Below are 24,431 nucleotides of genomic sequence, written 5' to 3'. Positions count from 1 at the left end.
TCCCGCGGTGAGCGACGAGCACTGGTACGAGGACGAGACCGGGTCGATGGTCCGTCCCTACACCGTGACCCGGGGCCGCACCCGGCCCTCGGACCGGCACACCATCGACCTGATGTCCCGGGTCACCGCGCTGGAGCCGAACGGCGCGGCGCACCCGGAACTCGACCACGCCCGCACCGTGCTGCTCGACCTGATCCGCCGTGGCGCACGCCCCGTGGCCGAGCTGGCCGCGGACGCCGACCTGCCACTGACCGTCGTACGGGTCCTGCTCGGCGACCTGGCCGAGGCCGGCCTGATCCGTATCGACGAGCCCCGCCGGCTGCCGGTCAGCGGTCCGGCCGCCGATCCGGGGCTGCTGCGGGAGATCATGGCGCGGCTGAAGGAGCTGTAGCCGCCGCGCCGACGAGTTCGGTCAGCACCCCGGCGGTCTCCCGGTCCGCCGGCAGGAAGGCCTCCAGGCGCAGCTCGGCCACCGTGACGTCGGTGGCCGTGCCGAACTGCGTGAGCGTGGTGATCAGCGTCGGCTCGCGGTCGTCGTCCGGACCGGCCGCCCGCAGCCGCGGCGGTACGGCGAAACCCAGGTGGTCGGGCGACTCGCGCGGGCGTGCCGGAGTCGGCTCGGCGAGGTCGGCCGCCGGCCGCCGCGGCCGGTCGTCCGGGTTGCGCACGCTCTCGGCCCGGACCGCGTCGATGATGTGCCACGCCCACTGCTCCAGGTTGACGATGCGGGGCCCCAGGCCCTGCGGATGCAGCAGCACCCGGGGAACGCTCACCGGCGGGCGACGGTGCCGGCCACCGGATCCGGCGGGGTGTCGCTGTTCACGGTGCAGTTCGCGACACTCCTGGGCGCGCGGGTGATCGCCACGACCGGCAGACCCGCCAAGGAGGCGCGCCCGCGCGCACTGGGGCCCACGAGGTCGTCGACCACCGCGACGTCCCGGACCGGCACGGCGCGGTCCGGGAGCTGACCGGCGGGGCGTCGACCGTGTCGTTCGTACCGCCGGGACGCTGGACCAGTCGCTGAGGTCGGTCGCCGTCGACGGGCATGTCGCCCTTGTCGGGTCCGTCTCCGGCGACTGGTCCCCGCTCGACCCCCGGCTGCTGTTCGGTGCCGCCGCCCTACGGGCGGTCGCCGTGGGCAGCCGCACCCAGTCCACCGCCATGAACGACACCATCGCCGCGCACCGGCTGCGACCGGTGGCCGACCGGGTGTTCCCCTTCGAGGAGGCGGCGGAGGCCTACCGGTACTACGAGTCGGCGAGCCCGCTCGGAAAGGTGGTCATCGGTGTCGGGTGACCGTCACAGCGCCGGGTTCCACGGGACGACCTTGAAGTCGCCCGTGCCCTGCTTCACCTTCTCGAAGGGGGCCGACGACACGCACGGCGGCAGGTCCGTGGTGTCCGTGGGGCTGCCGACCCCCGCCCAGCTGTAGCCCAGCCGGTCGTGCCGGCCGAGGTCGTGGACCGTGACGCCGACCCGCCTGCCCTTGGCCCCCGGCAGGTCCGAGGCCGTGATCACGCCGGAGACGACGGCGACCTTCCCGCCGGTGACCAGGCAGTCCACCTTCGCCTTGGCCCAGGCGCCGTCCCCGTGCAGGTAGTGGCTGAACTCGAACGTTCCGGTGGCCTTCCGCGGATTCCTGTTGTCCTTCGCCGCCAGATGCGCGTCGAAGGAGAAGGTGATGTCGTCCCCGGCCGACCGGTACAGCTTGGCCGTGCCGGTGAGCGCGGCGGCCTCACGCTGGGGATGATGCATCCCGGCTCCCGAGGCCACAGCCGCGCCCGCCGTCCCGGCGGTGATCAGCAGGGCGGCGGCACAGGTGATGGCGGCGATCCTCGTACGACGCTGCATGACGGTCCTTTCCGCAGGTCAAGCGTGTGAACTGAACGTTCACCACTCTCCTGGCGGCGGGCCGTCGGCACATCGCCCCGCAGACGGCATCCCGCCTCCCCCGTCCGGCGGGGAAGCCCCGCCGTGACCTGCGCCTCCGGGTGGAGGGGAACCCCGCCTCGGGGCGCGCAACGAATCGCCGCCCGGCCCCCCTGCCACGCAACGAACCGCGCACCGGCGCGCAACGGCTCCCGCTTGTCCGGCCGAGCGCGCCGACCGTACCTTTTTTGTGGCCCCAAAACCCCCCTTTCCGGTGAGGAACCCGCATGCGCACCGCACTGCTCCAGAGCTCCGGCCGCCCCGGCTCGATCGCCGAGAACCTCAAGGTCCTCGACGAGGCCGCGGGCCGTGCCGCCGCCGCGGGTGCCGCGCTGGTGGCCGCTCCGGAGATGTTCCTCACCGGCTACGCGATCGGCGACGCCATCGGCCGCCTCGCCGAGCCCGCCGACGGCGACTCCGCCGACGCGATCGCCGAGATCGCCACCCGGCACGGCCTGGCCGTCGCCTACGGCTACCCGGAGCGCGACGGCCAGACCGTCTACAACTCCGCCCAGCTGATCTCCGCCGACGGCACCCGGCTCGCGAACTACCGCAAGACCCACCTCTTCGGCTGCTTCGAGCGCGACCACTTCACGCCGGGCGAGCAGCCGGTCGTCCAGGCCGAGCTGAACGGCCTGACCGTCGGCATGATGATCTGCTACGACGTCGAGTTCCCGGAGAACGTCCGCGCCCACGCGCTGGCCGGCACCGACCTGCTGATCGTGCCGACCGCGCAGATGCACCCCTTCCAGTTCGTCGCCGAGTCCCTCGTGCCGGTGCGGGCCTGGGAGAACCAGATGTACGTCGCGTACGTCAACCGGGTCGGCCCCGAGGGCGAGTTCGAGTTCGTCGGACTGTCCGTCCTCGCCGGCCCCGACGGCATCGCCCGCACCCGCGCCGGCCGCGGCGAGGAGCTGGTGTTCGCCGACGCCGACCCCGGCTTCCTGGCCGCCTCCCGCGAGACCAACCCGTACCTGCAGGACCGCCGCCCGGGCCTGTACGGGTCCCTGGTCTGACCCCCCGAGCCCTCCCCTCCCCGTATCACCCCCGCGCAAGGAGTCCGTACCCCATGACGTCCACGGTGCCCAACGCCGTCGAGCACGCCGACGAGCAGCAGCCGCCCATCACCATGTTCGGCCCGGACTTCCCCTACGCCTACGACGACTTCCTCGCCCACCCGGCGGGGCTCGGCCAGATCCCGGCGACCGAGCACGGAGCCGAGGTCGCGATCATCGGTGGCGGCCTGTCCGGTCTGGTGGCCGCGTACGAGCTGATGAAGATGGGTCTCAAGCCCGTCGTGTACGAGGCCGACCAGCTCGGCGGCCGACTGCGCACGGTCGGCTTCGAGGGCTGCGACCCCGAACTGAACTGCGAGTTCGGCGCGATGCGGTTCCCGCCGTCCTCGACCGCCCTCCAGCACTACATCGACCTGGTCGGCCTGACGACCAAGCCGTTCCCCAACCCGCTCGCCGAGGCCACCCCGTCCACCGTCGTGGACCTCAAGGGCGAGTCGCACTACGCCGAGACGATCGACGACCTGCCCCAGGTCTACCGTGACGTCGCCGACGCCTGGAACAAGTGCCTGGACGAGGGCGCCGACTTCTCCGACATGAACCGCGCCATGCGTGAGCGCGACGTCCCGAAGATCCGTGAGATCTGGGCGAAGCTGGTCGAGAAGCTCGACAACCAGACCTTCTACGGCTTCCTCTGCGAGTCGGAGTCCTTCAAGTCCTTCCGGCACCGCGAGATCTTCGGCCAGGTCGGCTTCGGCACCGGCGGCTGGGACACCGACTTCCCGAACTCCATTCTGGAGATCCTGCGGGTCGTCTACACCGAGGCCGACGACCACCACCGCGGCATCGCGGAGGGCTCGCAGGCGCTTCCGCTGCGCCTGTGGGAGCACGAGCCGGCGAAGATCGTCCACTGGCCGCTCGGTACATCCCTGAAGACCCTGCACGTCGACGGCGAGCCCCGCCCCGCCGTGACCCGGCTGCACCGCACCGCCGGCAACCAGATCACGGTGACGGACGCGAACGGCGACATCCGCACCTACAAGGCGGCGATCTTCACCGCCCAGTCCTGGATGCTGCTCTCCAAGATCGAGTGCGACGAGTCGCTGTTCCCGGCCGACCACTGGACGGCCGTCGAGCGCACCCACTACATGGAGTCCTCCAAGCTCTTCGTTCCGGTCGACCGCCCGTTCTGGCTGGACAAGGACGAGGAGACCGGCCGTGACGTCATGTCGATGACGCTCACCGACCGCATGACCCGCGGGACCTACCTCCTGGACAACGGTCCGGACAAGCCCGCCGTGATCTGCCTGTCGTACACCTGGTGCGACGACAGCCTGAAGTGGCTGCCGCTGTCCCCGAACGAGCGGATGGAGGTCATGCTGAAGTCGCTGTCGGAGATCTATCCGAAGGTCGACATCCGCAAGCACATCATCGGCAACCCGGCGACCGTCTCCTGGGAGAACGAGCCCTACTTCATGGGCGCGTTCAAGGCCAACCTGCCCGGCCACTACCGCTACCAGCGGCGTCTGTACACCCACTTCATGCAGGACCGCCTGCCCGAGGACAAGCGCGGCATCTTCCTCGCCGGTGACGACATCTCCTGGACGGCCGGCTGGGCCGAGGGTGCCGTCACGACCGCGCTGAACGCGGTCTGGGGCGTCATGCACCAGCTCGGCGGTGCCACCGACCCGACCAACCCGGGCCCGGGCGACGTCTACGACGAGATCGCCCCGGTGGAACTGCCCGAGGACTGACCGGGATCACGTCCCCTGGACCAAGGCGCGGGCGGCCGGACTCAGACTCCGGCCGTCCGCGCCTTTTCAAACACCTCGGCGGCGACGTCCTTGAGCTCCTGCGCGTCCCGCGCGGTGCCCTGTAGGTCGACGAGGATCTCCTCCAGACCGATCTGCGCGTGGGCCACCAGGTCCTCGACGATCTGGTCGACGTCGCCCTGGAAGGGGCGGCGGTCCGCACCCTCGTACGCCTTGGGCAGGCGGACGCAGTTCACCCGCAGGACCGTCTGGATCGGCTCCTTCCTGCCGCGCTCGGCCGCCAGGTCCTGCAACCGCTGCCACTGCTCGGTGATCTGCTCCACGCCCATGCCCACCGGAAGCCAGCCGTCGGCGTGGTCCACGAGCCGGGTCAGCGCCTTCTTGTTACTGGCCGCCAGCAGGATGGGGATCGGCCGCGCGGGCTTGGGCCCGACCACGGCGGACTCGATCTTGGTGATGCGGCCGTCGTAGCGCACCGGGTCGGGACCCCACACCGCCCGGCACACCTCGATGATCTCGTCGAGCACCTTGCCGCGCTCCGCGATCGGCCGGACGCCGGCGGCAGCGTACTCGTCCAGCGACCAGCCGGTGCCGAAGCCCGCGATCACCCGGCCGCCGCTCGCCGCGTCCAGCGAGGCGAGGGCCTTGGCGAGCTGGAACGGGATGTGCAGCGGAGCGACCAGCACGCTGGAGCCGAGCCGGGCCCGCTCGGTGGCCGCGGCCGCCAGGGTGAGGGTGACCAGCGGGTCCGCCACGTTCCGGTACTGGTCGGGCCAGGGCAGGCCCTCGATGCCGTACAGGCCCTGGGCGGCGGGCTCCGGGAAGAGGGCTCGCTCGAAGACCCACAGGCTGTCGTAACCGATCTCCTCGGCGGCGCGCGCCACGTCGGGCACGTCCTTGCCGAGGGAGTACTGCCGCATCTGGGGAAGACTCAGGCCGAGCCGGGTCGCCATACCGCTGCTCCTCTGTGCTGGGTGTTGAACCGTCAACGTAGGGCGATGACGGGCCAGTTCCCCAGGAGGCTCGCCCACGGGCCGGATCCGGCCAGGTCAGTCGGCCAGCGGCGTGAGCAGCATGCGGCCCGCGAAGCCGACCGCCGCGTCGAGCCGCTCGGTGAACTCCTCGACGACGTCCTCGCAGCGGCGCAGTGCCCACAGGGCCCGGGCCGCCGCCCAGGTCGCGTCCCGCGCCCGCTCCAGGCTCCAGGAGCCCAGCAGATGGGTGATCGGGTCGGCGATCTGCAGCACGTCGGGACCCGGCATCAGATCCTCGCGGATGCGCTCCTCCAGCGAGACGAGGAGGTCGCCCACGCGCTCGAACTCGTCCTCCAGATCGGCCGGTTCGCAGCGGAGCGTACGGCAGGTGTCCACCACGGCGAGCGCCAGATCGTGCCCGATGTGCGCGTTGATGCCGGCGAGCGCGAACTGCAGCGGGCGTACCCCGGGATGGCGGCGGAACTGGAACAGAGGCCGCCAGCAGGCGGGCGGACGGCGGTCCCGCTCCACCGCGTCGACCGCCGCCAGATACCGTTCGGCGAACCGCACGTCCAGCGCGGACGCCGCCCGCCGGTCCGCGAACTCCCCGGCGTCCAGGCGCCGGTCGACCTCCTCGGTGACGGCGAGATAGACGCGGTTGAACACACCGACCCCGTCCCGCTCGGGCAACTCCGCGTCGAGCACACGCATCCGCGCGATCACAACGTCGACAGGCGTGCTGAGGTGTTCCGACTGCGCCATGGGGGAAGGGTCCCAGCCCCACCCCACCCCACGCACCACCCGCCCCGACGCTTCGCCGGAACGGGGGAATGCGGGGTGGGGAGGGGGGGAGGGGCATCGCTCGGGGAGGGCGGGGGCAGTTTCGCGCAGGAGGGGTTGGGGAGGCGGTGCAGCTCGGGACTCGTGGGGGTGTCACCGGGTGGGAAGGGCGGGGGCGACACCGCGCGGAGGGGGGAAGGGCAGGGGCAGCACCGGGCGGGAGGGGCGGGGCGACATTGCCCGGGAGGGCGGTTGCGCTCGTGCGCTGTGGTCGAGGTGGCGCAGCCAGCGGCGGTGAGGGCGGTGCCGAGCGGGTGGGGCAGGGACAGCACCGGACGGGAGGGGCGGGGGCGACGTCGCCCTGGAAGGCGGTGCGCTCGTGTGCTGTGGCCCGGGCGGCGCAGCCAGCGGCGGGGGAAAGGGGGGGGCTCCGGGCGGGAGGGGCAGGCGCGACATCGCGCTGGAGGGCAGGTGCGCTCGTGCGCTGTGGTCGAGGTGGCGCAGCCAGCGGCGGGGGCGACTCCGCGCTGGAGGAACGGGAGCGGGATTGCCCGGGAGGGGCAGGATCGGCTTCGCAGGAGGGGTGAGGGCGACTCTGTGCCGGGAGCAGAGGGTGCAGCTTTGCGCGGGTAGTGGCGTGGGCGGTATTGCCGGGAGGACCGGGGGCGCCACCGCGCGGAAGGGCGGGTGCGGCACCGGACGGGAAGGGGCATCCGGCGGGAGAGGCGGGACCGGCTTCGCCCGGGAGGGGCGGGGGCGGCTTCGCGCGGGGAGGAGCGGGTGCAACTTCGTGCGGTAGTGGCGGGGCGGACTTGCCGGGAGGACCAGGGGCGGCACCGCGCGGAAGGGCTGCAGCGGGAGATGCGGGACCGGTACCGCCCGGGAGGGGCGGAGGGTGGCACCGTGCCCGGAAGAGCGGGAGCGGCACCGTGCCCGAAGAGCGGCAGCCGCGCCGTGCCCGAAGAACGGGTGTAGCGGCGCACGTGGGGGAGGGGAAGGGAGACCGTGTCAGGCTTACGTACTCGGCGGCTGGCTGCGCGTCGGGCCGCGCGCAGGCGGGCCCGCAGGCGGGCGGCGATGGTTGCGGTGGCCTCGGTGGTGACCCTGGTGGGCACCGTGAGCGGGATGATCTCGGCGCTGGATCACGGCCGGGGCTCCGATCGGGCTCGGTCTGAGGTGACCCATACTCCGACTCCCGTGCCGCGGCCCGCCCGCCCCGTGCCGTCGTCCTCCCCGTCGAGGACCACGCGGACTCCCACGGCCGAGTCGGAGGTGCCGGAGCCGTCGGCCACCGGCCCCACCTCGACCCGCACCGAGAGAAAGCAGCGGACCGACCCCGTGACCCCTCGTCCCCGTCTTTACCGCCATCCCGACTCCCAGGTGCTGGACTGGGTCCGCGCCCACCCCGACGACCCGCGCACCGCCCTCATCGCGTCCCGGATCGCCGGTCGGCCGGCCGCGGTGTGGTTCGCCGCGTACAGCCCGGAGACCATCGCCGTCCGGGTGCGTTCGGTGACCGCGGGTGCGGCGGCACAGGGCCGGGTTCCGGTGCTCGTGCCGTACGCGATCCCGGACCGCGACTGCGGCGGCGCCTCCCGGGGCGGGGCGCCGGACCTTGTGGCCTACGACGCCTGGATCGACGCCTTCGCCCGAGGGCTGGGCTCCGGCGAGGTGATCGTGATCCTGGAGCCGGACTCGATCGCCCAGTCCGACTGTCTCCCGGACGCGGACCGGGCAGCCCGCTTCGCCTCGCTGGCCCGGGCGGGCCGGGCCCTGAAGGCCGCGAACCCGCGCGCGCGGGTCTTCTACGACGCAGGCCACTCCGGCTGGAACCCGCCCGCCAAGCAGGCCGCCCTCCTGAAACAGGCGGGAGCCGACGCCGCCGACGGCATCTTCAGCAACGTCTCCAACTTCCGCACCACCGCCGACGAGATCGCCTACGACCGGCAGGTCCTCGACGCGCTCGGCGGCCCGGCGAGCCTCGGCGCGGTCATCGACACCAGCCGCAACGGCAACGGCGCACCGCCCGACGGCCAGTGGTGCGACCCGGCCGGCCGGAGAATCGGCCGGGCACCGACCCTGACCACGGGCGAGGCCCGCATCGACGCCTACCTGTGGGTGAAGCTGCCGGGGGAGTCCGACGGCTGCCGGGGCGCGGCCGGGACGTTCACGCCGTCGTACGCCTACGACTTGGCGCGCTGACCGTCCTCCTCGTCGTACGTGGACGTGCCCTCGTCCAGCAGCGGCTCCTGCGGCTTGAGGTGGGCGGGCGCGAAGGCGCCCAGGGCGTGGTAGCCGGTGATGACGACCAGCGTGCCCAGCGCGATCCCGCTCAGGGTGAAGTTCTCGCCGAACTTCATGGAGACGTTGCCGACGCCGATGATGATGCCCGCGGCCGCCGGGACCAGGTTCAGCGGATTGCGCAGGTCCACCTTGGCGGTGATCCAGATCTGCGCGCCGAGCAGGCCGATCATGCCGTACAGGATGACGGTGATGCCGCCGAGGACACCGCCCGGGATCGCGGCCACGACCGCCCCGAACTTCGGGCAGACGCCGAAGAGCAGCGCGAAGCCGGCGGCGGCCCAGTAGGCGGCCGTCGAGTAGACACGGGTCGCGGCCATGACGCCGATGTTCTCGGAGTACGTGGTGTTGGGCGGACCGCCGACCGCGGTGGACAGCATGGAGGCGACGCCGTCGGCCGAGATGGCCGTACCGAGCTTGTCGTCCAGACGGGTGCCGGTCATCTCGCCGACCGCCTTGACGTGCCCGGCGTTCTCCGCGACCAGCGCGATGACGACGGGCAGCGCGACCAGGATCGCCGACCACTGGAAGGACGGCCCGTGGAAGGTGGGCAGTCCGATCCAGTCGGCCTTGGCGACGCCGGAGAGGTCGAGCCGCCAGTGGTCGGTGAGCTTGCCGCTCGCGTCCACCGAGTGGATCTTCCCGAAGATCTGGTCGAAGGCCCAGGAGATGCCGTACCCGAAGACCAGGCCCAGGAAGATCGCGATACGGGACCAGAAACCACGCAGACAGACGACCGCCAGACCGGTGAAGAGCATCACCAGGAGCGCCGTCCACTGGTCCTGCGGCCAGTACGTGGAGGCCGTGACCGGGGCCAGGTTGAAGCCGATCAGCATGACCACCGCACCGGTGACGATCGGCGGCATGACCGCGTGGATGATGTGCGCCCCGAAGCGCTGCACCGCGAGACCCACGCCGAACAGCGCGGCACCGACCACGAAGACCGCGCCGGTCACCGTTGCGCTCGTACCGCCCTGCGCGCGGATGACGGCGGCCACGCCCACGAACGACAGGGAGCAGCCCAGATAGCTCGGCACCCGGCCACGGGTGGCGAGCAGGAAGATCACGGTCGCCACGCCCGACATCATGATCGCCAGGTTCGGGTCGAGGCCCATGAGGACGGGTGCCACGAAGGACGCCCCGAACATCGCCACGACGTGCTGGGCGCCTAGACCCACCGTGCGCGGCCAGGAGAGCCGCTCGTCGGGGCGTACCACCGCTCCGGGTGCGGGCGTGCGCCCGTCACCGTGCAGTTTCCAGCGCACGCCGAGGTCCATGGTGGGGTTTCGCTTTCTCTGTACGTGAAGACGGTCCGGACCATTGTCACGGTTACCTGGCCGCTCTACGCTCGCACGGTCCTATTCATGAACCACGTTCACATACTTGATCGACTGATCAACCTGACCATGATGATCGGAGTGCTCGATGAGTGGAAGATCCCGTGCGACCGTGCTGCTGGCCGCCGTGGTGACCTTCGCGGCCGTGCTCGTCCCCTCCGCCCACGCGGCACCCAAGGCCCCCCGGACGGCCGTCCTGGACGGCACCCGCCTCCAGCAGACCCGGTCCCGTCTGGACCACGACCCCCGACTCCGGCGCGCGCTCGAGGACCTGACCACCCGCGCCGACGCCTGGCTCGACCAGGGCCCCTGGACGGTCGTCGACAAGCCGAAACCCGCACCCGGCGGCGACGTCCACGACTACCTGAGCCAGGCCCCCTACTGGTGGCCCACCACGAACCCCACCGCCGACAACCCCTGGGGCTGTCCGTACGTCCAGCGTGACGGTCAGCGCAATCCCGAGGTGGACAGCGGCACCGACCGGCAGGACGTGGAGAAGGTCTTCGACTCCACGTACGACCTCTCGCTGGCCTGGTACTACACCGGCAAGCGGAGCTATGCCGAGAAGGCCGGGCAGATCCTGCGCACCTGGTTCCTCGCCCCGGCCACCCGGATGAACCCCAATCTGGACCACGCCCAGTTCATCCCCTGCAAGTACGACGGCCGGGCCATCGGCATCATCGACTTCTCGCAGTCGTACACGAGCGTGCTGGACGCCCAGGCGATCCTCGCCACCGGCGCCCCCGGCTGGAGTGCCCGGGACCGCACCGCGATGGACAAGTGGAACACCGACTTCCTCGGCTGGCTGAAGAACAGCGACTTCGGCAGGCAGGAGGCAGCGGCCGCCAACAACCACGGAACCTTCTACGACCTGCAGCTCGCCGCCCTCGCCTACGCCACCGGCGACACGGACCTGGCCCGGCGGACCGTCCTCGACGCGCGCGCCGGGCGGATCGACCCGCAGATCGCCGCCGACGGCAGCCAGCCGCAGGAACTCGCCCGCACCCGCAGCTGGCACTACTCGACCTTCGACCTCGTCGCCTACACCCGCCTCGCCGCCATCGGCCGGCACGTGGGCGTGAACCTCTGGGCCTACCAGGGGCCGGACGGGCAGAGCGTGTTCAAGGCGGTGGACTACCTGCTGCCGGCCGCGACCGGAGCCGCCGCCTGGCCGCACCCCGAGCTGGAGTTCCATCGTTACGCGGCGAGCGACGTCGTCCACGCGGCGGCGGACGCCGGTGACGCGGCGGCGAAGGCGGCCGTGCCCGACCTCCAGGCGCCTCCCGGAGGTGACCTGTGGGCGCTGCGGCCCGCCGCCGAGCAGCTGGATTCGATAGCGGGCTGACCGGTGGACCCGATAGCGGGCTGACCGGGTCCGGCCAGGTCTGACCAGGCCCCTTCCCGACCGGGGCTCCTGAGCGGTCGCTTAGTATGGAGTGTCCCCACCGCCCCGTACCGCACGTTCAGGAGCCCCTCCCGTGACCGCCGAAGCCCCGATCGCCCCCGCCGTCGCACATGGCCGGCTGATCCCCGTCACCGTCCACTTCGACGACCTGGACGCGCTCGGGCTGCTCCACAACGCCCGCTATCCGCTGATGGTCGAGCGCGCCTGGGCCGAGCTGTGGAACGAGTACGGCATCCGGTTCGACGGCGACTGGGTGGCCGCCGGTGACGCCTGCAACGCCGTCCGCGAACTGCGGATCAGCTACGAGGCACCCGTGACCCGCCCCGGCGGCTACGCCGTCCACCTCTGGCTGGAACGGCTCGGCACCACCGGCCTGACCTACGGCTTCCGCTTCTGCTCGGCCGACGGCACGCAGACCTACGCGCAGGGCGCCCGGGTCCTGGTCCGGCTGGACGCGACGACCCTGCGCCCCGCGCCGTGGAGCGACTCCTTCAGGGCCGCGGGTCGGGAACTGCTGCGGCCTGCGGACTGACCTGCGTCCGGCCGCCGCCCCCGGCGGTGCGCAGCACCCCCGCGAACACGGCGAGTCCGCAGGCCAGCACGGTCACCACGCCGAACGAGACCACCAGGCTGGTCGCCTGCGCCACCCCGCCGATCAGGCTGGGCGCGATCAGTCCCGAGGTGTAGGTGATGGTCGCCACGCCCGCTATCGCCTGGCTGGGGTTGGGGCCGGCGTGACCGGCCGCCGCGAAGCACAGCGGCACGACCACGGCGATCCCGAGCCCCATCAGCGCGAACCCGGCCATCGCCACCGCGGGATGCCCCGCGACGACGACCAGCAGGCCGCCAAGACCGGCCAGGACCCCGCCGGCCCGGACGGTGCGGACCGCGCCGAAGCGGTTCACCACCGCGTCCCCGGCGATCCGGGCCACCGCCATCGTGAGCATGAACCCGGTGGTCGACGCCGCCGCCAGACCGGCCGAGGTGTCCAGCCGGTCCCGCAGGAACACCGCCGACCAGTCCAGGCTCGCCCCCTCCGCGAACACCGCGCAGAAGCCGACCGCGCCGATCAGCAGGGCCGAGCGGGGCGGCAGCGCGAACCGCGGCGGCGGCTCCTCGTCCGCGGCGGGCTGCAGGTCCAGCACCCATGTGCAGGCCAGCAGGCCGAGCAGGGTGAGGACGGTGGCGGCCGGTGCGAAATGCAGGCGCGCGTCCGAGCCCAGGTGGGCGGCGAGCGTGCCGGCGGCCGAGCCGATGAGCGCGCCCGCGCTCCACATGCCGTGCAGTCCGGACATGATCGACTTCCCGAGCAGCCGCTCCACCTCGACACCCAGCGCGTTCATCGCCACGTCGGCCATGCCCGCGCTCGCCCCGAAGGTGAACATCGCCAGGCACAGCGTGTACAGGTTCGGCGCCAAGGACGGCAGGACCAGCGACAGCGTCCACAGCGCCAGCAGCCCGCGCAGCGCCGTACGGCTGCCGAAGCGGTGGCTGATCCGGCCCGCCAGCGGCATCGCGCACGAGGCGCCGAACGCCGTGAACGCGAGTGCGAACCCGAGCTGTCCCGTGCTCAGCGAGGCGTGGTCCTGGATCCACGGCACGCGGGTCGCGAACGAGCCGGTGACGGCACCGTGCACGGCGAACACGGCCGCCACGGCATAGCGGGCGCGCCTGACCTCGTCTCGCGTGTACCCCACGTCACCCATGTTCCAGCCCCTCCCCGGGAGTTCTCCCACCGCTTCGTCGCGGCGCCGCCGTAAACTATCAGGGAGCCTGCCTGATAGATAGTGAGTATTACGGCCGTCCACGTCTGGGAGGATTCCGGTCATGCCCGCATCACCCAGCACCGCCCGGGCCATCAACGACCGGCTCGCCCTGCGCCTGTTGCAGCAGGAAGGCCCGCTGACGGCAGGGCAGTTGAAGCAGCTGACCGGACTGTCCCGGCCGACGGTCGCCGACCTCGTCGAACGGCTCACCGCCTCCGGTCTGATCACGGTGGTCGGCGAGTCCGGCGAGCAGCGCCGGGGCCCCAACGCCCGGCTCTACGGCATCGTCGCCGACCGCGCCCACCTGGCCGCGCTCGATGTCCGCACCGGGGGCGCCTTCGTGCTGGTCTCCGACCTCGTCGGGCGGGTGCTGGCCGAGGCGGCCGTGCCGATCGGCGGGGACACCGGGACCGGGCCGGCCGTGGAGCAGGTGGTCGCGGCGGTGGAGCGCACCGCGAAGGAGGCCGGCGCCGACCGGCTGCACACCGTCGGCATCGGGGCGCCCGGTCTCGTCGACCCCGCCACCGGCGACCTGCGCGACTCCGGCGGCCTGCCCGCCTGGCACCGGCGCCTGGCCACGGCCCTGCAGGAACGGCTGCCCGAGGGCCGGGTCACCGTGGAGAACGAGACCAACCTGGCGGCCCTGGCCGAGCAGCGCGAGGGCGCCGCCCGCGACCGGGACACCTTCGTCCTGCTCTGGCTGGGCCATGGCGTCGGCGCCGCGGTCGTCCTGGACGGCACCCTGCGCCGCGGCGCCTCCGGCGGCACGGGCGAGATCGGCTTCCTGCCGGTCCCGGGGACGACCGCGCTGCCCTCGGCGACGGACTGCGACGGCGGCTTCCACTCGCTGGCCGGAGCGGCGGCGGTCGGCGCACTGGCCCGGGACTTCGGCCTGCCGAGAGCGGAGCCGATGGACGGGCCCGGCGTCGCGGTGGTGGTGCGCGAGGCAGTCGCGGAGGTGACCGGCACGCCCGGCGGGGGCTCCGGCCCCGCCGACCGCTTCCTCGACGCCCTCGCCCACCGGGTCGCCATCGGGACCGCCTCCGTCGCCTCCATCCTCGACCCGGGCTGCGTGGTCCTGGGCGGAGAGGTCGGGCAGGCCGGGGGAGCGGCGCTCGCCACCCGCGTGGAGGAGCGGCTCCGCCGTATGTCACCGCTGGCCACCGAGGTACGGGCCAGCGGCCTCGGCGGCGCCGCGGTCCTGCGTGGAGCCCTGCTGACGGCCCGGGACCGGGCCCAGGACGAACTGTTCGCACCGGCGGAGCGCTAGGTCCTGTCCGACAGTTCCCGCCTGCCCCGCGACGCCTGGCACCAGGGTCTGTCGTCCAGGGCGCCGGCGGAGCGCCGGCCGTACCGGGGCGTCACTGCCCGAAGCGGCGAGCCAGGTACTCCTCGAACGTCCCCTTGCCCACCGCCTGCTCCGGAGCCAGATGGCCGCCTGCGCGGAAGGCGCGGTACGTCTTTCCGAACAGGGGCATGCCGAGCACACGCCGGCGCCGTCCCGTCGCCCGGAGATAGGCGCGGGCCAGCGAGTCGAACGTCCGCACGTGCGGCCCGCCCATGTCCGGCACCCGCCCCGCCGGTGCCGCGAGCGCCAACTCGGCCAGGCGGTCGGCCACTTCGGCCACCTCCACCGGCTGGTCCGACACCCCGGCCGGCACCAGCACGACGGGCGGCTTGGCCAGTTTCTGGAGCATCGTCACCACCAGGTCGTGGAACTGCGTCGCGCGCAGCACGGTCCAGCGGAGCCCCGACTCCTCGATCCGCCGCTCCACCGCGAGCTTGGACCGGTAGTAGCCGAACGGCACCCGGTCGACGCCGACGATGGAGATGTACACCAGATGGCCCACCCCGGCCCGCCGCGCCGCCGCGATCAGGTGGTCCGCCGCCTGCTCGTCGCCGCGCGGAGAACTCGCGCAGTGCACGACCGTCTCCACGCCGTCCAGGGCCGCGTCCAGGCCGGGCCCGCCCTCGCGCAGGTCGACGGCGTAGGGCTGGGTGTGCCGGCTGAGCACCCGTACCTCGTGCCCGTCCGCCCGCAGCCGCTCGGTGACGAGCCGTCCGAGCGTGCCGGTTCCGCCGGTCACCAGGATCGTGGTCATGCTGTTTCCGTCCCTCCGGACTCCAGGACGCCCCCGGTCGGAGCGCCCTTCGCCAGCTGAGACCGCGCAGCCCCGGGAAATGTGACAAGCCCCGGCGGGCCCCGGCTACGGGCGGGTCAGCTGCCGCCGCACATACTCCAGCTTGTCCGGGTTCATCACGGCCCACACGCCCGCGACCAACCCGTCCACCAGCTCGAACTCGACGATCCCGACCAGCGTGTCGCCCACCCACGAGGCCACCCCGATCGCGCCGTTGACCTCGACCACCGTGTACTCCAGACCCACGGCGAAGCGCTGCGAGGCGCCCGCCGCGAAGCGCGCGACCTTCTCCCGGCCCTCGATCGGCCGCAGGGCCGCCGTGACCTTGCCGCCGCCGTCGCTCCACCAGGTCACGTCCGCCGCGAGCAGCTTCTCCAGGCCGGTGAGGTCGCCCTCCCGGGCCGCCGTGAGGAACGACGTGACCAGCTCCTCGCGTCGCTCGGGAGCGGGGTCGAACCGGGGCTCCGGCGCGGCCACCCGGCCCACCGCCCGCCGGTACAGCTGACGGCAGTTGGCCTCGCTCAGGTCCAGGACGTCCGCGATCTCCCGGTGGCCGTACCCGAACGCCTCGCGCAGCACGTACACCGCGCGCTCGGTGGGCGTCAGCCGCTCCAGCAGCACCAGCATCGCCATCGAGACCTGCTCGCGCGCCTCCGCCGACTCCAGCGGCCCGAGCGTCCCGTCGGACGTGACCACCGGCTCCGGCAGCCACTGACCGACGTACTCCTCGCGGCGCGCCCGGGCCGAGGTCAGCCGGTTCAGGCACAGGTTGGTGACGGTCCTGGCGAGCCACGCCCCGAGATGCTCGATGCCCGCGCGGTCGACGCCGCTGAGCCGCAGATACGCGTCCTGCACCGCGTCCTCCGCCTCCTGCGCGGAGCCGAGCAGGCGGTAGGCCAGGCCGAACAGCCGGGGGCGGTGGGACTCGAACTCGTCGGCGAGCAGGGGTGGCGTCGTCATGGGTCCACCTTGTCAGAGGCATGGCGACCCGGCGGCGGGCAAGGGCCGTCGTCACCGCCACCGGGCCCGCCCGCACCCTAAAAGGACTAGACCAGTGCGGTCAATGGGTCCGGACCAAGGTCAACCCTCGCTCTTTGCAGGGCAGTTGACCAGGCCGGTTCCAGTGCGCAAGTCCAGCGACACATGCTGTGAGGGAGCCCACACCCTCCGTCTGTCTGGAAGGCGACCCGGCGTGGCACACTGGCCGTGTACCAGAAGCAGCGCACTCCGGGGTCGGTGAAAGTCCGAACCGGCGGTTACAGTCCGCGACCCGGTCGCTTCCAGCGGCCGGTTGACCAGGTGAAATTCCTGGACCGACGGTTAAAGTCCGGATGGGAGGCAGTGCGCGGCGGGCGGGCATGTTCGTGTGCGCGCCGCCGTATCTGGGCTCGTCCGTGTGCGGACGGGTCCCTTTTCGGCGTCGGCTGAGTTCACGGTCTTGCTCACCCGTACATTCTGTCGTCATCGACAGGCCCCGGAGTCCGTGCCCGAACGAGGCAGGAGGACCCGGGAAGTGTTCACCGGAATCGTCGAAGAGCTGGGTGAGGTCACCGCCGTCGAGAATCTCGGCGACGCCTCCCGTTTCCGGCTCCGCGGCCCCGTCGTGACCGAGGGCGCGCAGCACGGCGACTCCATCGCCGTGAACGGCGTCTGTCTCACCGTCGTGGAGCACGAGGGTGACGAGTTCACGGCCGACGTCATGGCCGAGACCCTGAAGCGTTCCAGCCTGGGCGTGCTCACCGTCGGCTCCCGGGTCAACCTCGAACGCCCCACAGCCGTGGGCGCGCGCCTCGGCGGGCACATCGTGCAGGGCCACGTGGACGGCACCGGGCAGGTGCTGGCCCGCACGCCCTCCGAGAACTGGGAGATCGTCAGGATCTCGCTGCCCGCGGAACTCGCCCGCTACGTCGTCGAGAAGGGCTCCATCACCGTCGACGGCATCAGCCTCACCGTCGTCGAAGCGGGCCCGGACTACTTCACCGTCAGCCTCATCCCGACCACCCTCGACCTGACCACGCTCGGCCACAAGCAGCCCGGCGACCCGGTCAACCTCGAGGTGGACGTCATCGCCAAGTACGTGGAGCGGCTGCTCGCGGCCGGTCAGGGGGCCGGCCGGTGAGCTGGCTGAACTCCGAGGCGTTCACCATGTTCGGCCAGCACATCATCTGGTCCGACATGGTCGGCAACATCCTCGGCCTCATCACCCTCGCCCTCGGCTGGCGCCGCTCCCTGTGGACCTGGCCGGTGCAGTTCCTGTCCGGCCTCGTCCTCTTCGCCGCCTTCTACGGCCACCTGACCGGCAGCGCGGGCAAGCAGGCAGTCGTCATGGCCGTCGCCCTGTACGGCTGGTGGCAGTGGCAGCGCAGCAAGGGCACGGCCGAGGACGGGCACATCGCCCCCCGGTTCGCCACCTGGCGCGAGCGCGCGGCGATGCTCGCCGCGGCCGCCGCAGGCACCGTCGCGGTCGCCCTGCTGTTCACGGCCTACCCGAAGCTGTCCTGGGACCCCTGGCCGGACGCCTACATCTTCGTCGGCACCATCGTCGCCATGTACGCCCAGGCCAAGGGCATGGTCGAGTTCTGGTTCGCCTGGCTGCTCGTCGACCTCGTCGGCGTGCCCCTCAACTTCGCCAACGGCTACGCCTTCTCCGGTTTCGTCTACGTCATCTACGGCGCGCTCGTCCTGTGGGGCATGCGCGACTGGTGGCTGCGCTCCCGCCGGACCGCGCAGCCGGTCCTGGAAGGAGCACCGGCATGACTACGGCACCCGTCCTCTACAGCGCGGACGACATCGAGGACTTCACGCTCGACCCGGTCGAGCAGGCCATCGCCGACATCGCCGCCGGCCGCCCGATCGTGGTCGTCGACGACGAGGACCGGGAGAACGAGGGCGACCTCGTCGTCGCCGCCGAGAAGGTGACCCCCGAGATCGTCGCCTTCATGATGAGCGAGTGCCGGGGCCTGATCTGCGCGCCCATGGAGGGCGACGAACTCGACCGGCTGCAGCTGCCGCAGATGGTCGCGGACAACACCGAGTCGATGAAGACGGCGTTCACCGTCTCCGTCGACGCATCCGCCGCGCACGGTGTCACCACCGGCATCTCGGCCGCCGACCGCGCCACCACGCTCCGGCTGCTGGCCGACGGCACCGCCGAGCCCACCGACTTCGTCCGCCCCGGCCACATCTTCCCGCTGCGCGCCCGGGAGGGCGGCGTCCTGGTCCGCAACGGCCACACCGAGGCCGCCGTCGACCTGGCCAGGCTCGCGGGCCTGCGCCCGGCCGGCGCCATCGTCGAGATCGCCGGCGAGGACGGCCGGATGCTGCGGCTGCCCGAGCTGATCCCGTTCGCCCGCAAGCACGGCCTGACGATCATCTCCATCGAGGACCTGATCGCCTACCGCCGAGGCAGCGAGCCCACCGTCCGCCGCGAGGCCGAGACCCGCCTGCCCACCGCGCACGGCACCTTCACCGCCTACGGCTACCGGTCCACCCTCGACGGCGTCGAGCATGTCGCCCTCGTGCACGGCGAGATCGGCGAGGGCGAGGACGTTCTGGTCCGCGTCCACTCCGAATGCCTCACCGGCGACGTCTTCGGCTCCCTGCGCTGCGACTGCGGCCCCCAGCTGGACACCGCCCTGGACCGCATCCAGGAGGAGGGCCGCGGAGTCGTCGTCTACCTGCGCGGACACGAGGGACGCGGCATCGGCCTGCTGTCCAAGCTGCGCGCCTACGAGCTTCAGGAGCAGGGCCACGACACCCTGGACGCCAACCTCGAACTCGGCCTGCCCGCCGACGCCCGCGACTACGGCGCCGGCGCGCAGATCCTCGCCGACCTCGGCGTCCGCAGCGTCCGCCTGATGACCAACAACCCCGACAAGACCGACGCGCTGCTGCGCCACGGCCTGAAGGTCACCGGCCGCGAGCCGATGCCCGTCCAGGCGGGCGAGCACAACCTCCGGTACCTGCGCACCAAGCGGGACCGGATGGGGCACGACCTGCCCTGGCTGGACACGCCTGCCGTGACAGCCCCTGTGGCCGCATCCGCGACAGCCCCTGTGGCCGCATCCGCGACAGCCCCTGTGGCCGCATCCGCGACAGCCCCTGTGGCCGCATCCGCGGCCACCTGTGCCAACCAGTAAGCGAAAGCACTACCAGTAAGCGAAAGCACTAAGGAGAGACGTGAGCGGCAAGGGTGCACCGGAACTGTCCGTACGCAACGCGAGCGACCTCAGGGTCGCCGTCATCGCGGCGCAGTGGCACGAGAAGGTGATGGACGGTCTGGTGGACGGCGCCCTGCGCGCCCTGCGCGAGCTGGGCATCGACGAGCCGACCCTGATCCGGGTCCCCGGCACGTTCGAGCTGCCGGTCGCCGCCAAGGTCCTCGCGGGCCGCGGCTACGACGCGGTGGTCGCGCTCGGTGTCGTCATCCGCGGCGGCACCCCCCACTTCGACTACGTGTGCCAGGGCGTCACCCAGGGCCTCACCCAGGTGGCCGTCGAGACCGGCGTCCCCGTCGGCTTCGGCGTGCTCACCTGCGACACCGAGGAGCAGGCCCTGGACCGGGCCGGCATCGAGGGCTCCAACGAGGACAAGGGGCACGAGGCCGTGACGGCCGCGGTGGCCACGGCGGCCACGCTCCGCTCAGTATCTGAACCCTGGCACTAGGGAGTCCCCCGAACCGCGTAGGGTGGGGCTCACCATGTCCAAGAAGACGTTCGAGGAGCTGTTCACCGAGCTCCAGCACAAGGCCGCCCACGGCGATCCCGCCTCCTCCCGCACCGCCGAGCTGGTCGGCAAGGGCGTCCATGCCATCGGCAAGAAGGTCGTCGAGGAGGCCGCCGAGGTCTGGATGGCCGCCGAGTACGAGGGCAAGGAGGCGGCCGCCGAGGAGATCTCGCAGCTGCTGTACCACGTCCAGGTGATGATGGTCGCCCGCGGGATCTCCCTCGACGACGTCTACGCCCACCTGTAAACCCCACGCCGTAAAGAGCCCCCAGCACACTCCCCTTCACGCAAAGGAAGCCGACCTCATGCTGCGCATCGCCGTCCCCAACAAGGGTTCACTGTCCGGCCCTGCGGCGGAGATGCTGCATGAGGCCGGCTACCAGCAGCGCCGGGAGTCCAAAGAGCTGCGGATCGTGGACCCGGAGAACGAGGTCGAGTTCTTCTACCTCCGCCCCCGCGACATCGCGATCTACGTCTCCTCCGGCCGCCTCGACATCGGCATCACCGGCCGCGACCTGCTCGTCGACTCCGGCGCCGACGCCGAGGAGATCCTGCCGCTCGGCTTCGCCCGTTCCACCTTCCGCTTCGCCTCCAAGCCCGGCACGTCGAACGGCGTCGAGGACCTGAAGGGCAAGACGGTCGCCACCTCCTACGAGGGGATCGTCGCCAAGCACCTCGCCGACAGCGGCGTCGAGGCCTCCGTCGTCCACCTCGACGGCGCCGTCGAGACCGCGATCGAGCTGGGCGTCGCCGAGGTCATCGCCGACGTCGTCGAGACCGGCACCTCGCTGCGCAACGCGGGCCTGGAGGTCTTCGGCGAGCCGATCATGAAGTCCGAGGCGGTCGTCATCCGCCGCACCGGCGCAGGCGGCGAGGAGACGAAGGTCCAGCAGTTCCTGCGCCGCCTCCAGGGCGTCCTGGTCGCGCGGACGTACGTGATGATGGACTACGACTGCCGCGTCGAGCAGCTCGAGAAGGCCGTCGCCCTGACGCCGGGCCTGGAGTCGCCGACCGTCTCCCCGCTGCACAACGAGGGCTGGGTCGCCGTCCGCGCCATGGTCCCCGCCAAGGAGGCGCAGCGGATCATGGACGACCTGTACGAGATCGGTGCGCGGGCCATCCTGACCACGGCCATCCACGCCTGCCGCCTCTGAGAGGTACGCACCGAGATGTCCGACCAGACCCCCCTGCCCACCCTCCCCGTCACCTTCCGGCCGGGCCGCACCCGGGCGGTCCTGCTCACCGCCGGCGTCGTGATCTTCCTGGTGGTCTCCGGGATCGCGATGCTGCTGGAGCACCTCGGCCCGGGAGAGCGGCTCAGCTTCGTCATCACCGGGGCACTGATCTTCTGGGCGCTGGCCCAGTTCGCCCGGGTGAAGGTGGTCGCCGACGAGACCGGCGTCACCGTCGTCAACATCGCCAGCAAGCGGCACCTGGACTGGGCGGAGATCGTCCAGGTGAACCTCCGTCCGGGCGACCCCTGGGTGTTCCTCAACCTCAGCGACGGCACCAGCCTGCCCGCGCTCGGCATCCAGCCGGGCATCGCCAAGCAGCACGCCATCGCCGACGCGAAGGCTCTCCGGGCGCTGGCCGAGGCCCGCTCGATGCGGGATCTGCCGTAGACGGCCATGTCTTGATTAATCTGTTGGCGGAGGCGTTTTCGTTGCGCCTCCGCCACTGATGTTGCCCCCTGGTCTTCAGAGGCCCCCTGCTACCCGAGGAGTGACTCCCTCCAGCGATGGACGGATCGTCCTGTAGTACCTGCGCCGCCCCCTCCCGACATACCGAGGCGGCGGCATCATGACCATCCCCCTGCTGCTCCTCGGAGCGGCGTTCCTGCTGATTCTCGCCAACGGCTTCTTCGTGGCGGCCGAGTTCGGCCTGGTGACGGTCGAGCGTCCGGACGCCGAGAAGGCCGCCGCCGAGGGCGACAAGCGCGCCCGTACGGTCGTGGAGTCGCTGAAGGAACTGTCCTTCCAGCTCTCCGGCACCCAGCTCGGCATCACCATCACCTCCCTCGTCGTCGGCATGCTCGCCGAACCGGCCCTGGTCGAGCTGCTGCGCGGCCCGTTCACGGCGATCGGCATCCCCGAGGGCGCCGTCTCCGGTGTCGCCGTGGTCGTCGGCATGCTGCTGGCCTCCGCGGTCCAGATGGTGATCGGCGAACTCGTGCCCAAGAACTGGGCGGTGTCCCGGCCGCTGCAGGTCGCGCGCTTCGTCGCGGGCCCCCAGCACCACTTCTCCCGCCTGTTCCGCCCGGTGATCGCCGTGCTCAACACGGTCGCCAACCGGCTGGTGCGCGCCCTCGGCGTCGAACCCGCCGAGGAACTGGCCTCCGCCCGCACCCCGGGCGAACTGGTGTCCCTGGCCCGGCACTCGGCCCAGGCCGGTGCCCTGGAGCAGGACACGGCCGACCTGTTCGTGCGCACCCTGTCGCTGGGCGACCTGACCGCGCAGCACGTCATGACCCCGCGCGTGAAGGTCAGCGCCCTCCAGGACACGGCCACCGCCGAGGACGTCGTCAACCTGACCCGCGCCACCGGTCTGTCCCGTTTCCCGGTCTACCGCGAGAAGATCGACGAGATCGTGGGCATGGCCCACCTCAAGGACGCGCTGGCGGTCCCCGTGCGCGACCGGCTGCGCACGCCGGTCGGCCGTATCGCCCGCAAGGCGCTCCTCGTCCCCGAGACGCTGCCGGTCCAGCCCCTCCTCGCCCGGCTGCGCAGCGAGCAGCCCATCGCGGTCGTGGTGGACGAGTACGGCGGCACGGCGGGTGTGGTCACCCTGGAGGACATCGTCGAGGAACTCGTCGGCGAGGTCCGCGACGAGCACGACGCCAAGGACATGCCCGATCTGGCCCCCGCCCCGCCGGAGGAGGGCAGGCCCGCCTGGGACGTCGACGGCAGCTGCCGTGTCGACATCCTGCAGCGGATAGGCCTCGACGTGCCCGAGGGGCCGTACGAGACCGTCGCCGGCCTGGTCGCCGACCTGCTCGGCCGGATCCCGGCCCCCGGCGACCGGGCCGAACTGCCCGGCTGGCGGCTGTCCGTGCGCCAGGTCGGCCACTACCGCGCCGAACGGGTCCGCCTGGTCAGGACGGTCCCCGCGGTGAATGTCATGGAGGCCGTCCGATGAGCGTCCTCCAACTGGTCTTCGCCGCGCTGCTGGTGCTCGCCAACGGCTTCTTCGTCGGCGCCGAGTTCGCGCTCGTCTCCGTGCGCCGCAGCCAGATCGAACCGCTGGGCACGGCCCGGGCCCGGCAGGTGCTGTACGGCCTGGAGCGGCTGCCGCAGATGATGGCGGCCGCGCAGTTCGGCATCACCGTCTGTTCCCTGACGCTCGGCGCGGTGGCCGAGCCGACGGTGGCGCATCTGCTGGAGCCGCTGTTCGAGGCGATCCACCTGCCGCACGGCGTGATCCACCCGCTGGGCTATGTGATCGCCCTCGCCGCCGTGGTCTTCTTCCACCTCGTGATCGGCGAGATGGTGCCGAAGAACCTCGCGATGGCGGCTCCCGAGAAGGCCGCGCTGTGGCTGAGCCCCGGTCTGGTCGCCTTCGCCCGCGTGTGCCGGCCGATCACGGTGGCCCTCGGCGCCTGCGCCCAGGCCATCCTGCGGCTCTTCCGCGTCGAGCCCAAGGATGAGGTCGAGGCCGTCGTCACCAGCGAGCAGCTGAACCGCCTGCTGGAGGACTCCGGGCAGGCGGGCCTCCTCGGCCCCGAGGAGCGGGAGCGGCTGGAGGACGCCCTGGAGCTGGGCTCCCGCCCGGTGACGGACGTCCTGCTGCAGCGTGAGTCCCTGGTGACGGTGACTCCGTCGGTCACGCCGGGGGAGATCGTCGACCTGACGGCCCGCACGGGCTACTCCCGCTTCCCGGTGGCGGCCGGGACGGGAGCGTTCATGGGCTACATCCACGTCAAGGACGTCCTGGATCTTGAGGACTCCGGCCGGGCCGTTCCCCAGCACGTGTGGCGCCCCATGGCCACCCTGCGCGCGGAACTCCCCCTGGACGACGCCCTGACGGTCATGCGCCGCGCGGCCACCCACCTGGCCCAGGTCGCGGACGCCTCCGGCAGGGTCCTGGGCCTGGTGGCCCTGGAGGACGCCCTGGAACTCCTGGTGGGCGAGGTCCGCGACCCGGCCCACCGCGAGACCCCGGAACCGAAGCTCTCCGAGCCGAGGACCAGCGGCGAACCGGAGGAAGCACTGGCTACCTGACGCCGTCTCCGTCCGTGGGCGGGCGGGGGCTGGTCGCGCCCACGCGGCGGAGCCGCAGATCGACAAAGGTG

The 24,431-nt window shown here is 72.0% G+C and carries 25 protein-coding genes, 1 pseudogene and 1 riboswitch; of the genes and pseudogenes, 17 read left to right on the top strand and 9 right to left on the bottom strand.

The annotated features are described in order from the left end of the window. Positions 1 to 7: 7 nt before the first annotated feature. Positions 8 to 391 (top strand): DUF742 domain-containing protein, encoded by a 384-nt coding sequence (locus ACFY3C_RS09815; protein ID WP_390770413.1) that lies wholly within the window; start codon positions 8 to 10, stop codon positions 389 to 391. On the opposite strand, the gene ACFY3C_RS09810 is transcribed toward ACFY3C_RS09815, so the two are convergent. Next, positions 366 to 773 carry a hypothetical protein gene (locus ACFY3C_RS09810; RefSeq protein WP_390770412.1) on the bottom strand — a complete coding sequence of 136 codons (408 nt, stop codon included), beginning with the start codon at positions 771 to 773 and terminating at the stop codon, positions 366 to 368. The two genes, ACFY3C_RS09815 and ACFY3C_RS09810, sit on opposite strands and share 26 nt — an antisense overlap. Continuing rightward, positions 770 to 949 carry a hypothetical protein gene (locus ACFY3C_RS09805; RefSeq protein ID WP_390770411.1) on the bottom strand — a complete coding sequence of 60 codons (180 nt, stop codon included), beginning with the start codon at positions 947 to 949 and terminating at the stop codon, positions 770 to 772. The genes ACFY3C_RS09810 and ACFY3C_RS09805 overlap by 4 nt, the downstream gene beginning before the upstream one ends. A 29-nt stretch (positions 950 to 978) precedes the next feature. On the opposite strand from ACFY3C_RS09805, the pseudogene ACFY3C_RS09800 reads away from it, so the two are divergent. Further along, positions 979 to 1,296: pseudogene (locus ACFY3C_RS09800) on the top strand (zinc-binding dehydrogenase); the annotation flags it as partial. Positions 1,297 to 1,299: 3 nt separating this feature from the next. Here ACFY3C_RS09800 and ACFY3C_RS09795 read toward each other — a convergent pair. Beyond that, positions 1,300 to 1,851 (bottom strand): Repetin, encoded by a 552-nt coding sequence (locus ACFY3C_RS09795; RefSeq protein WP_390770410.1) that lies wholly within the window; start codon positions 1,849 to 1,851, stop codon positions 1,300 to 1,302. A gap of 305 nt (positions 1,852 to 2,156) precedes the next feature. On the opposite strand from ACFY3C_RS09795, the gene ACFY3C_RS09790 reads away from it, so the two are divergent. Beyond that, positions 2,157 to 2,945, top strand: a complete 789-nt coding sequence (locus tag ACFY3C_RS09790) for a carbon-nitrogen hydrolase family protein (protein ID WP_386574917.1) — start codon at positions 2,157 to 2,159, stop codon at positions 2,943 to 2,945. A 53-nt stretch (positions 2,946 to 2,998) separates the two neighbouring features. Continuing rightward, positions 2,999 to 4,696, top strand: a complete 1,698-nt coding sequence (locus ACFY3C_RS09785; RefSeq protein WP_390770409.1) for a flavin monoamine oxidase family protein — start codon at positions 2,999 to 3,001, stop codon at positions 4,694 to 4,696. Between the two features lie 41 nt (positions 4,697 to 4,737). Here ACFY3C_RS09785 and ACFY3C_RS09780 read toward each other — a convergent pair whose 3' ends face one another. Both ACFY3C_RS09780 and ACFY3C_RS09775 read right to left on the bottom strand, forming a co-directional pair. Then, positions 4,738 to 5,667 carry an LLM class F420-dependent oxidoreductase gene (locus tag ACFY3C_RS09780; RefSeq protein WP_390770408.1) on the bottom strand — a complete coding sequence of 310 codons (930 nt, stop codon included), beginning with the start codon at positions 5,665 to 5,667 and terminating at the stop codon, positions 4,738 to 4,740. A gap of 96 nt (positions 5,668 to 5,763) precedes the next feature. After that, complete coding sequence (locus ACFY3C_RS09775; protein WP_390770407.1) at positions 5,764 to 6,450, bottom strand: DUF5995 family protein; 687 nt, start codon at positions 6,448 to 6,450, stop codon at positions 5,764 to 5,766. A gap of 1,095 nt (positions 6,451 to 7,545) precedes the next feature. Here ACFY3C_RS09775 and ACFY3C_RS09770 point away from each other — a divergent pair. Then, positions 7,546 to 8,670, top strand: a complete 1,125-nt coding sequence (locus ACFY3C_RS09770; protein WP_390770406.1) for a glycoside hydrolase family 6 protein — start codon at positions 7,546 to 7,548, stop codon at positions 8,668 to 8,670. On the opposite strand, the gene ACFY3C_RS09765 is transcribed toward ACFY3C_RS09770, so the two are convergent. Next, on the bottom strand, positions 8,652 to 10,046 hold the full coding sequence (locus ACFY3C_RS09765; protein ID WP_390770405.1) for a uracil-xanthine permease family protein: 1,395 nt from the start codon (positions 10,044 to 10,046) through the stop codon (positions 8,652 to 8,654). The two genes, ACFY3C_RS09770 and ACFY3C_RS09765, sit on opposite strands and share 19 nt — an antisense overlap. 148 nt (positions 10,047 to 10,194) lie before the next feature. Between ACFY3C_RS09765 and ACFY3C_RS09760 the strand changes: the two genes are divergently transcribed. Beyond that, a complete protein-coding gene (locus ACFY3C_RS09760) occupies positions 10,195 to 11,451 on the top strand; it encodes an alginate lyase family protein (protein WP_390770404.1) in 1,257 nt (418 codons plus the stop codon). Between the two features lie 133 nt (positions 11,452 to 11,584). Next, positions 11,585 to 12,043: an acyl-CoA thioesterase gene (locus tag ACFY3C_RS09755; RefSeq protein WP_386574925.1), complete on the top strand. Its 459-nt coding sequence runs from the start codon at positions 11,585 to 11,587 to the stop codon at positions 12,041 to 12,043. On the opposite strand, the gene ACFY3C_RS09750 is transcribed toward ACFY3C_RS09755, so the two are convergent. Then, a complete protein-coding gene (locus tag ACFY3C_RS09750; RefSeq protein ID WP_390770403.1) occupies positions 12,003 to 13,217 on the bottom strand; it encodes an MFS transporter in 1,215 nt (404 codons plus the stop codon). The genes ACFY3C_RS09755 and ACFY3C_RS09750 overlap by 41 nt on opposite strands. 121 nt (positions 13,218 to 13,338) lie before the next feature. Between ACFY3C_RS09750 and ACFY3C_RS09745 the strand changes: the two genes are divergently transcribed. Next, complete coding sequence (locus tag ACFY3C_RS09745; protein WP_390770402.1) at positions 13,339 to 14,547, top strand: ROK family transcriptional regulator; 1,209 nt, start codon at positions 13,339 to 13,341, stop codon at positions 14,545 to 14,547. 91 nt (positions 14,548 to 14,638) lie between these two features. On the opposite strand, the gene ACFY3C_RS09740 is transcribed toward ACFY3C_RS09745, so the two are convergent. Next, entirely contained in the window at positions 14,639 to 15,379 is a 741-nt protein-coding gene (locus tag ACFY3C_RS09740) for an SDR family oxidoreductase (RefSeq protein ID WP_390770401.1), read from the bottom strand. Positions 15,380 to 15,484: 105 nt separating this feature from the next. After that, positions 15,485 to 16,378: an RNA polymerase sigma-70 factor gene (locus ACFY3C_RS09735; RefSeq protein ID WP_390770400.1), complete on the bottom strand. Its 894-nt coding sequence runs from the start codon at positions 16,376 to 16,378 to the stop codon at positions 15,485 to 15,487. A 258-nt stretch (positions 16,379 to 16,636) separates the two neighbouring features. Then, positions 16,637 to 16,767: riboswitch (FMN riboswitch) on the top strand. A 164-nt stretch (positions 16,768 to 16,931) separates the two neighbouring features. Here ACFY3C_RS09735 and ACFY3C_RS09730 point away from each other — a divergent pair. The 9 genes from ACFY3C_RS09730 (at position 16,932) to ACFY3C_RS09690 (ending at position 24,360) form a co-directional block, all read left to right on the top strand. Further along, entirely contained in the window at positions 16,932 to 17,537 is a 606-nt protein-coding gene (locus ACFY3C_RS09730) for a riboflavin synthase (RefSeq protein WP_386574932.1), read from the top strand. Continuing rightward, positions 17,534 to 18,175: a nicotinamide riboside transporter PnuC gene (locus tag ACFY3C_RS09725; RefSeq protein WP_386574933.1), complete on the top strand. Its 642-nt coding sequence runs from the start codon at positions 17,534 to 17,536 to the stop codon at positions 18,173 to 18,175. The genes ACFY3C_RS09730 and ACFY3C_RS09725 overlap by 4 nt, the downstream gene beginning before the upstream one ends. Next, positions 18,172 to 19,557 (top strand): bifunctional 3,4-dihydroxy-2-butanone-4-phosphate synthase/GTP cyclohydrolase II, encoded by a 1,386-nt coding sequence (locus ACFY3C_RS09720; protein ID WP_390770399.1) that lies wholly within the window; start codon positions 18,172 to 18,174, stop codon positions 19,555 to 19,557. Before ACFY3C_RS09725 ends, ACFY3C_RS09720 begins: the two co-directional genes overlap by 4 nt. A gap of 40 nt (positions 19,558 to 19,597) precedes the next feature. Next, positions 19,598 to 20,083: a 6,7-dimethyl-8-ribityllumazine synthase gene (gene ribH, locus ACFY3C_RS09715; RefSeq protein WP_386574936.1), complete on the top strand. Its 486-nt coding sequence runs from the start codon at positions 19,598 to 19,600 to the stop codon at positions 20,081 to 20,083. 34 nt (positions 20,084 to 20,117) lie between these two features. Beyond that, positions 20,118 to 20,390 carry a phosphoribosyl-ATP diphosphatase gene (locus ACFY3C_RS09710; RefSeq protein ID WP_028423093.1) on the top strand — a complete coding sequence of 91 codons (273 nt, stop codon included), beginning with the start codon at positions 20,118 to 20,120 and terminating at the stop codon, positions 20,388 to 20,390. A 58-nt stretch (positions 20,391 to 20,448) separates the two neighbouring features. After that, the gene (gene hisG / locus ACFY3C_RS09705; RefSeq protein ID WP_390770398.1) at positions 20,449 to 21,297 is read left to right on the top strand and encodes an ATP phosphoribosyltransferase; all 849 of its coding nucleotides are present in this window, start codon (positions 20,449 to 20,451) and stop codon (positions 21,295 to 21,297) included. A gap of 15 nt (positions 21,298 to 21,312) precedes the next feature. Beyond that, positions 21,313 to 21,765 carry a PH domain-containing protein gene (locus tag ACFY3C_RS09700; protein WP_386574939.1) on the top strand — a complete coding sequence of 151 codons (453 nt, stop codon included), beginning with the start codon at positions 21,313 to 21,315 and terminating at the stop codon, positions 21,763 to 21,765. A gap of 178 nt (positions 21,766 to 21,943) precedes the next feature. Next, positions 21,944 to 23,278 carry a hemolysin family protein gene (locus ACFY3C_RS09695; protein WP_390770397.1) on the top strand — a complete coding sequence of 445 codons (1,335 nt, stop codon included), beginning with the start codon at positions 21,944 to 21,946 and terminating at the stop codon, positions 23,276 to 23,278. Then, positions 23,275 to 24,360, top strand: a complete 1,086-nt coding sequence (locus ACFY3C_RS09690; protein ID WP_386574943.1) for a hemolysin family protein — start codon at positions 23,275 to 23,277, stop codon at positions 24,358 to 24,360. Before ACFY3C_RS09695 ends, ACFY3C_RS09690 begins: the two co-directional genes overlap by 4 nt. The last annotated feature ends 71 nt before the right edge of the window (positions 24,361 to 24,431 follow it).

It is taken from the genome of Streptomyces sp. NPDC001410, assembly GCF_042895235.1.
Classification (GTDB): Bacteria; Actinomycetota; Actinomycetes; order Streptomycetales; family Streptomycetaceae; genus Streptomyces.
Note: the sequence above shows the minus strand (reverse complement) of the source record. Positions and strands in the feature narration are given on the sequence as shown.

Coding starts and splice junctions, on each gene's coding strand:
- ACFY3C_RS09795 (WP_390770410.1), bottom strand. CDS start 1,851: ATGCAGCGTCGTACGAGGATCGCCGCCATCACCTGTGCCGCCGCCCTG.
- ACFY3C_RS09790 (WP_386574917.1), top strand. CDS start 2,157: ATGCGCACCGCACTGCTCCAGAGCTCCGGCCGCCCCGGCTCGATCGCC.
- ACFY3C_RS09785 (WP_390770409.1), top strand. CDS start 2,999: ATGACGTCCACGGTGCCCAACGCCGTCGAGCACGCCGACGAGCAGCAG.
- ACFY3C_RS09780 (WP_390770408.1), bottom strand. CDS start 5,667: ATGGCGACCCGGCTCGGCCTGAGTCTTCCCCAGATGCGGCAGTACTCC.
- ACFY3C_RS09775 (WP_390770407.1), bottom strand. CDS start 6,450: ATGGCGCAGTCGGAACACCTCAGCACGCCTGTCGACGTTGTGATCGCG.
- ACFY3C_RS09770 (WP_390770406.1), top strand. CDS start 7,546: ATGGTTGCGGTGGCCTCGGTGGTGACCCTGGTGGGCACCGTGAGCGGG.
- ACFY3C_RS09765 (WP_390770405.1), bottom strand. CDS start 10,046: ATGGACCTCGGCGTGCGCTGGAAACTGCACGGTGACGGGCGCACGCCC.
- ACFY3C_RS09760 (WP_390770404.1), top strand. CDS start 10,195: ATGAGTGGAAGATCCCGTGCGACCGTGCTGCTGGCCGCCGTGGTGACC.
- ACFY3C_RS09750 (WP_390770403.1), bottom strand. CDS start 13,217: ATGGGTGACGTGGGGTACACGCGAGACGAGGTCAGGCGCGCCCGCTAT.
- ACFY3C_RS09745 (WP_390770402.1), top strand. CDS start 13,339: ATGCCCGCATCACCCAGCACCGCCCGGGCCATCAACGACCGGCTCGCC.
- ACFY3C_RS09740 (WP_390770401.1), bottom strand. CDS start 15,379: ATGACCACGATCCTGGTGACCGGCGGAACCGGCACGCTCGGACGGCTC.
- ACFY3C_RS09735 (WP_390770400.1), bottom strand. CDS start 16,378: ATGACGACGCCACCCCTGCTCGCCGACGAGTTCGAGTCCCACCGCCCC.
- ACFY3C_RS09720 (WP_390770399.1), top strand. CDS start 18,172: ATGACTACGGCACCCGTCCTCTACAGCGCGGACGACATCGAGGACTTC.
- ACFY3C_RS09710 (WP_028423093.1), top strand. CDS start 20,118: ATGTCCAAGAAGACGTTCGAGGAGCTGTTCACCGAGCTCCAGCACAAG.
- hisG (WP_390770398.1), top strand. CDS start 20,449: ATGCTGCGCATCGCCGTCCCCAACAAGGGTTCACTGTCCGGCCCTGCG.
- ACFY3C_RS09700 (WP_386574939.1), top strand. CDS start 21,313: ATGTCCGACCAGACCCCCCTGCCCACCCTCCCCGTCACCTTCCGGCCG.
- ACFY3C_RS09695 (WP_390770397.1), top strand. CDS start 21,944: ATGACCATCCCCCTGCTGCTCCTCGGAGCGGCGTTCCTGCTGATTCTC.
- ACFY3C_RS09690 (WP_386574943.1), top strand. CDS start 23,275: ATGAGCGTCCTCCAACTGGTCTTCGCCGCGCTGCTGGTGCTCGCCAAC.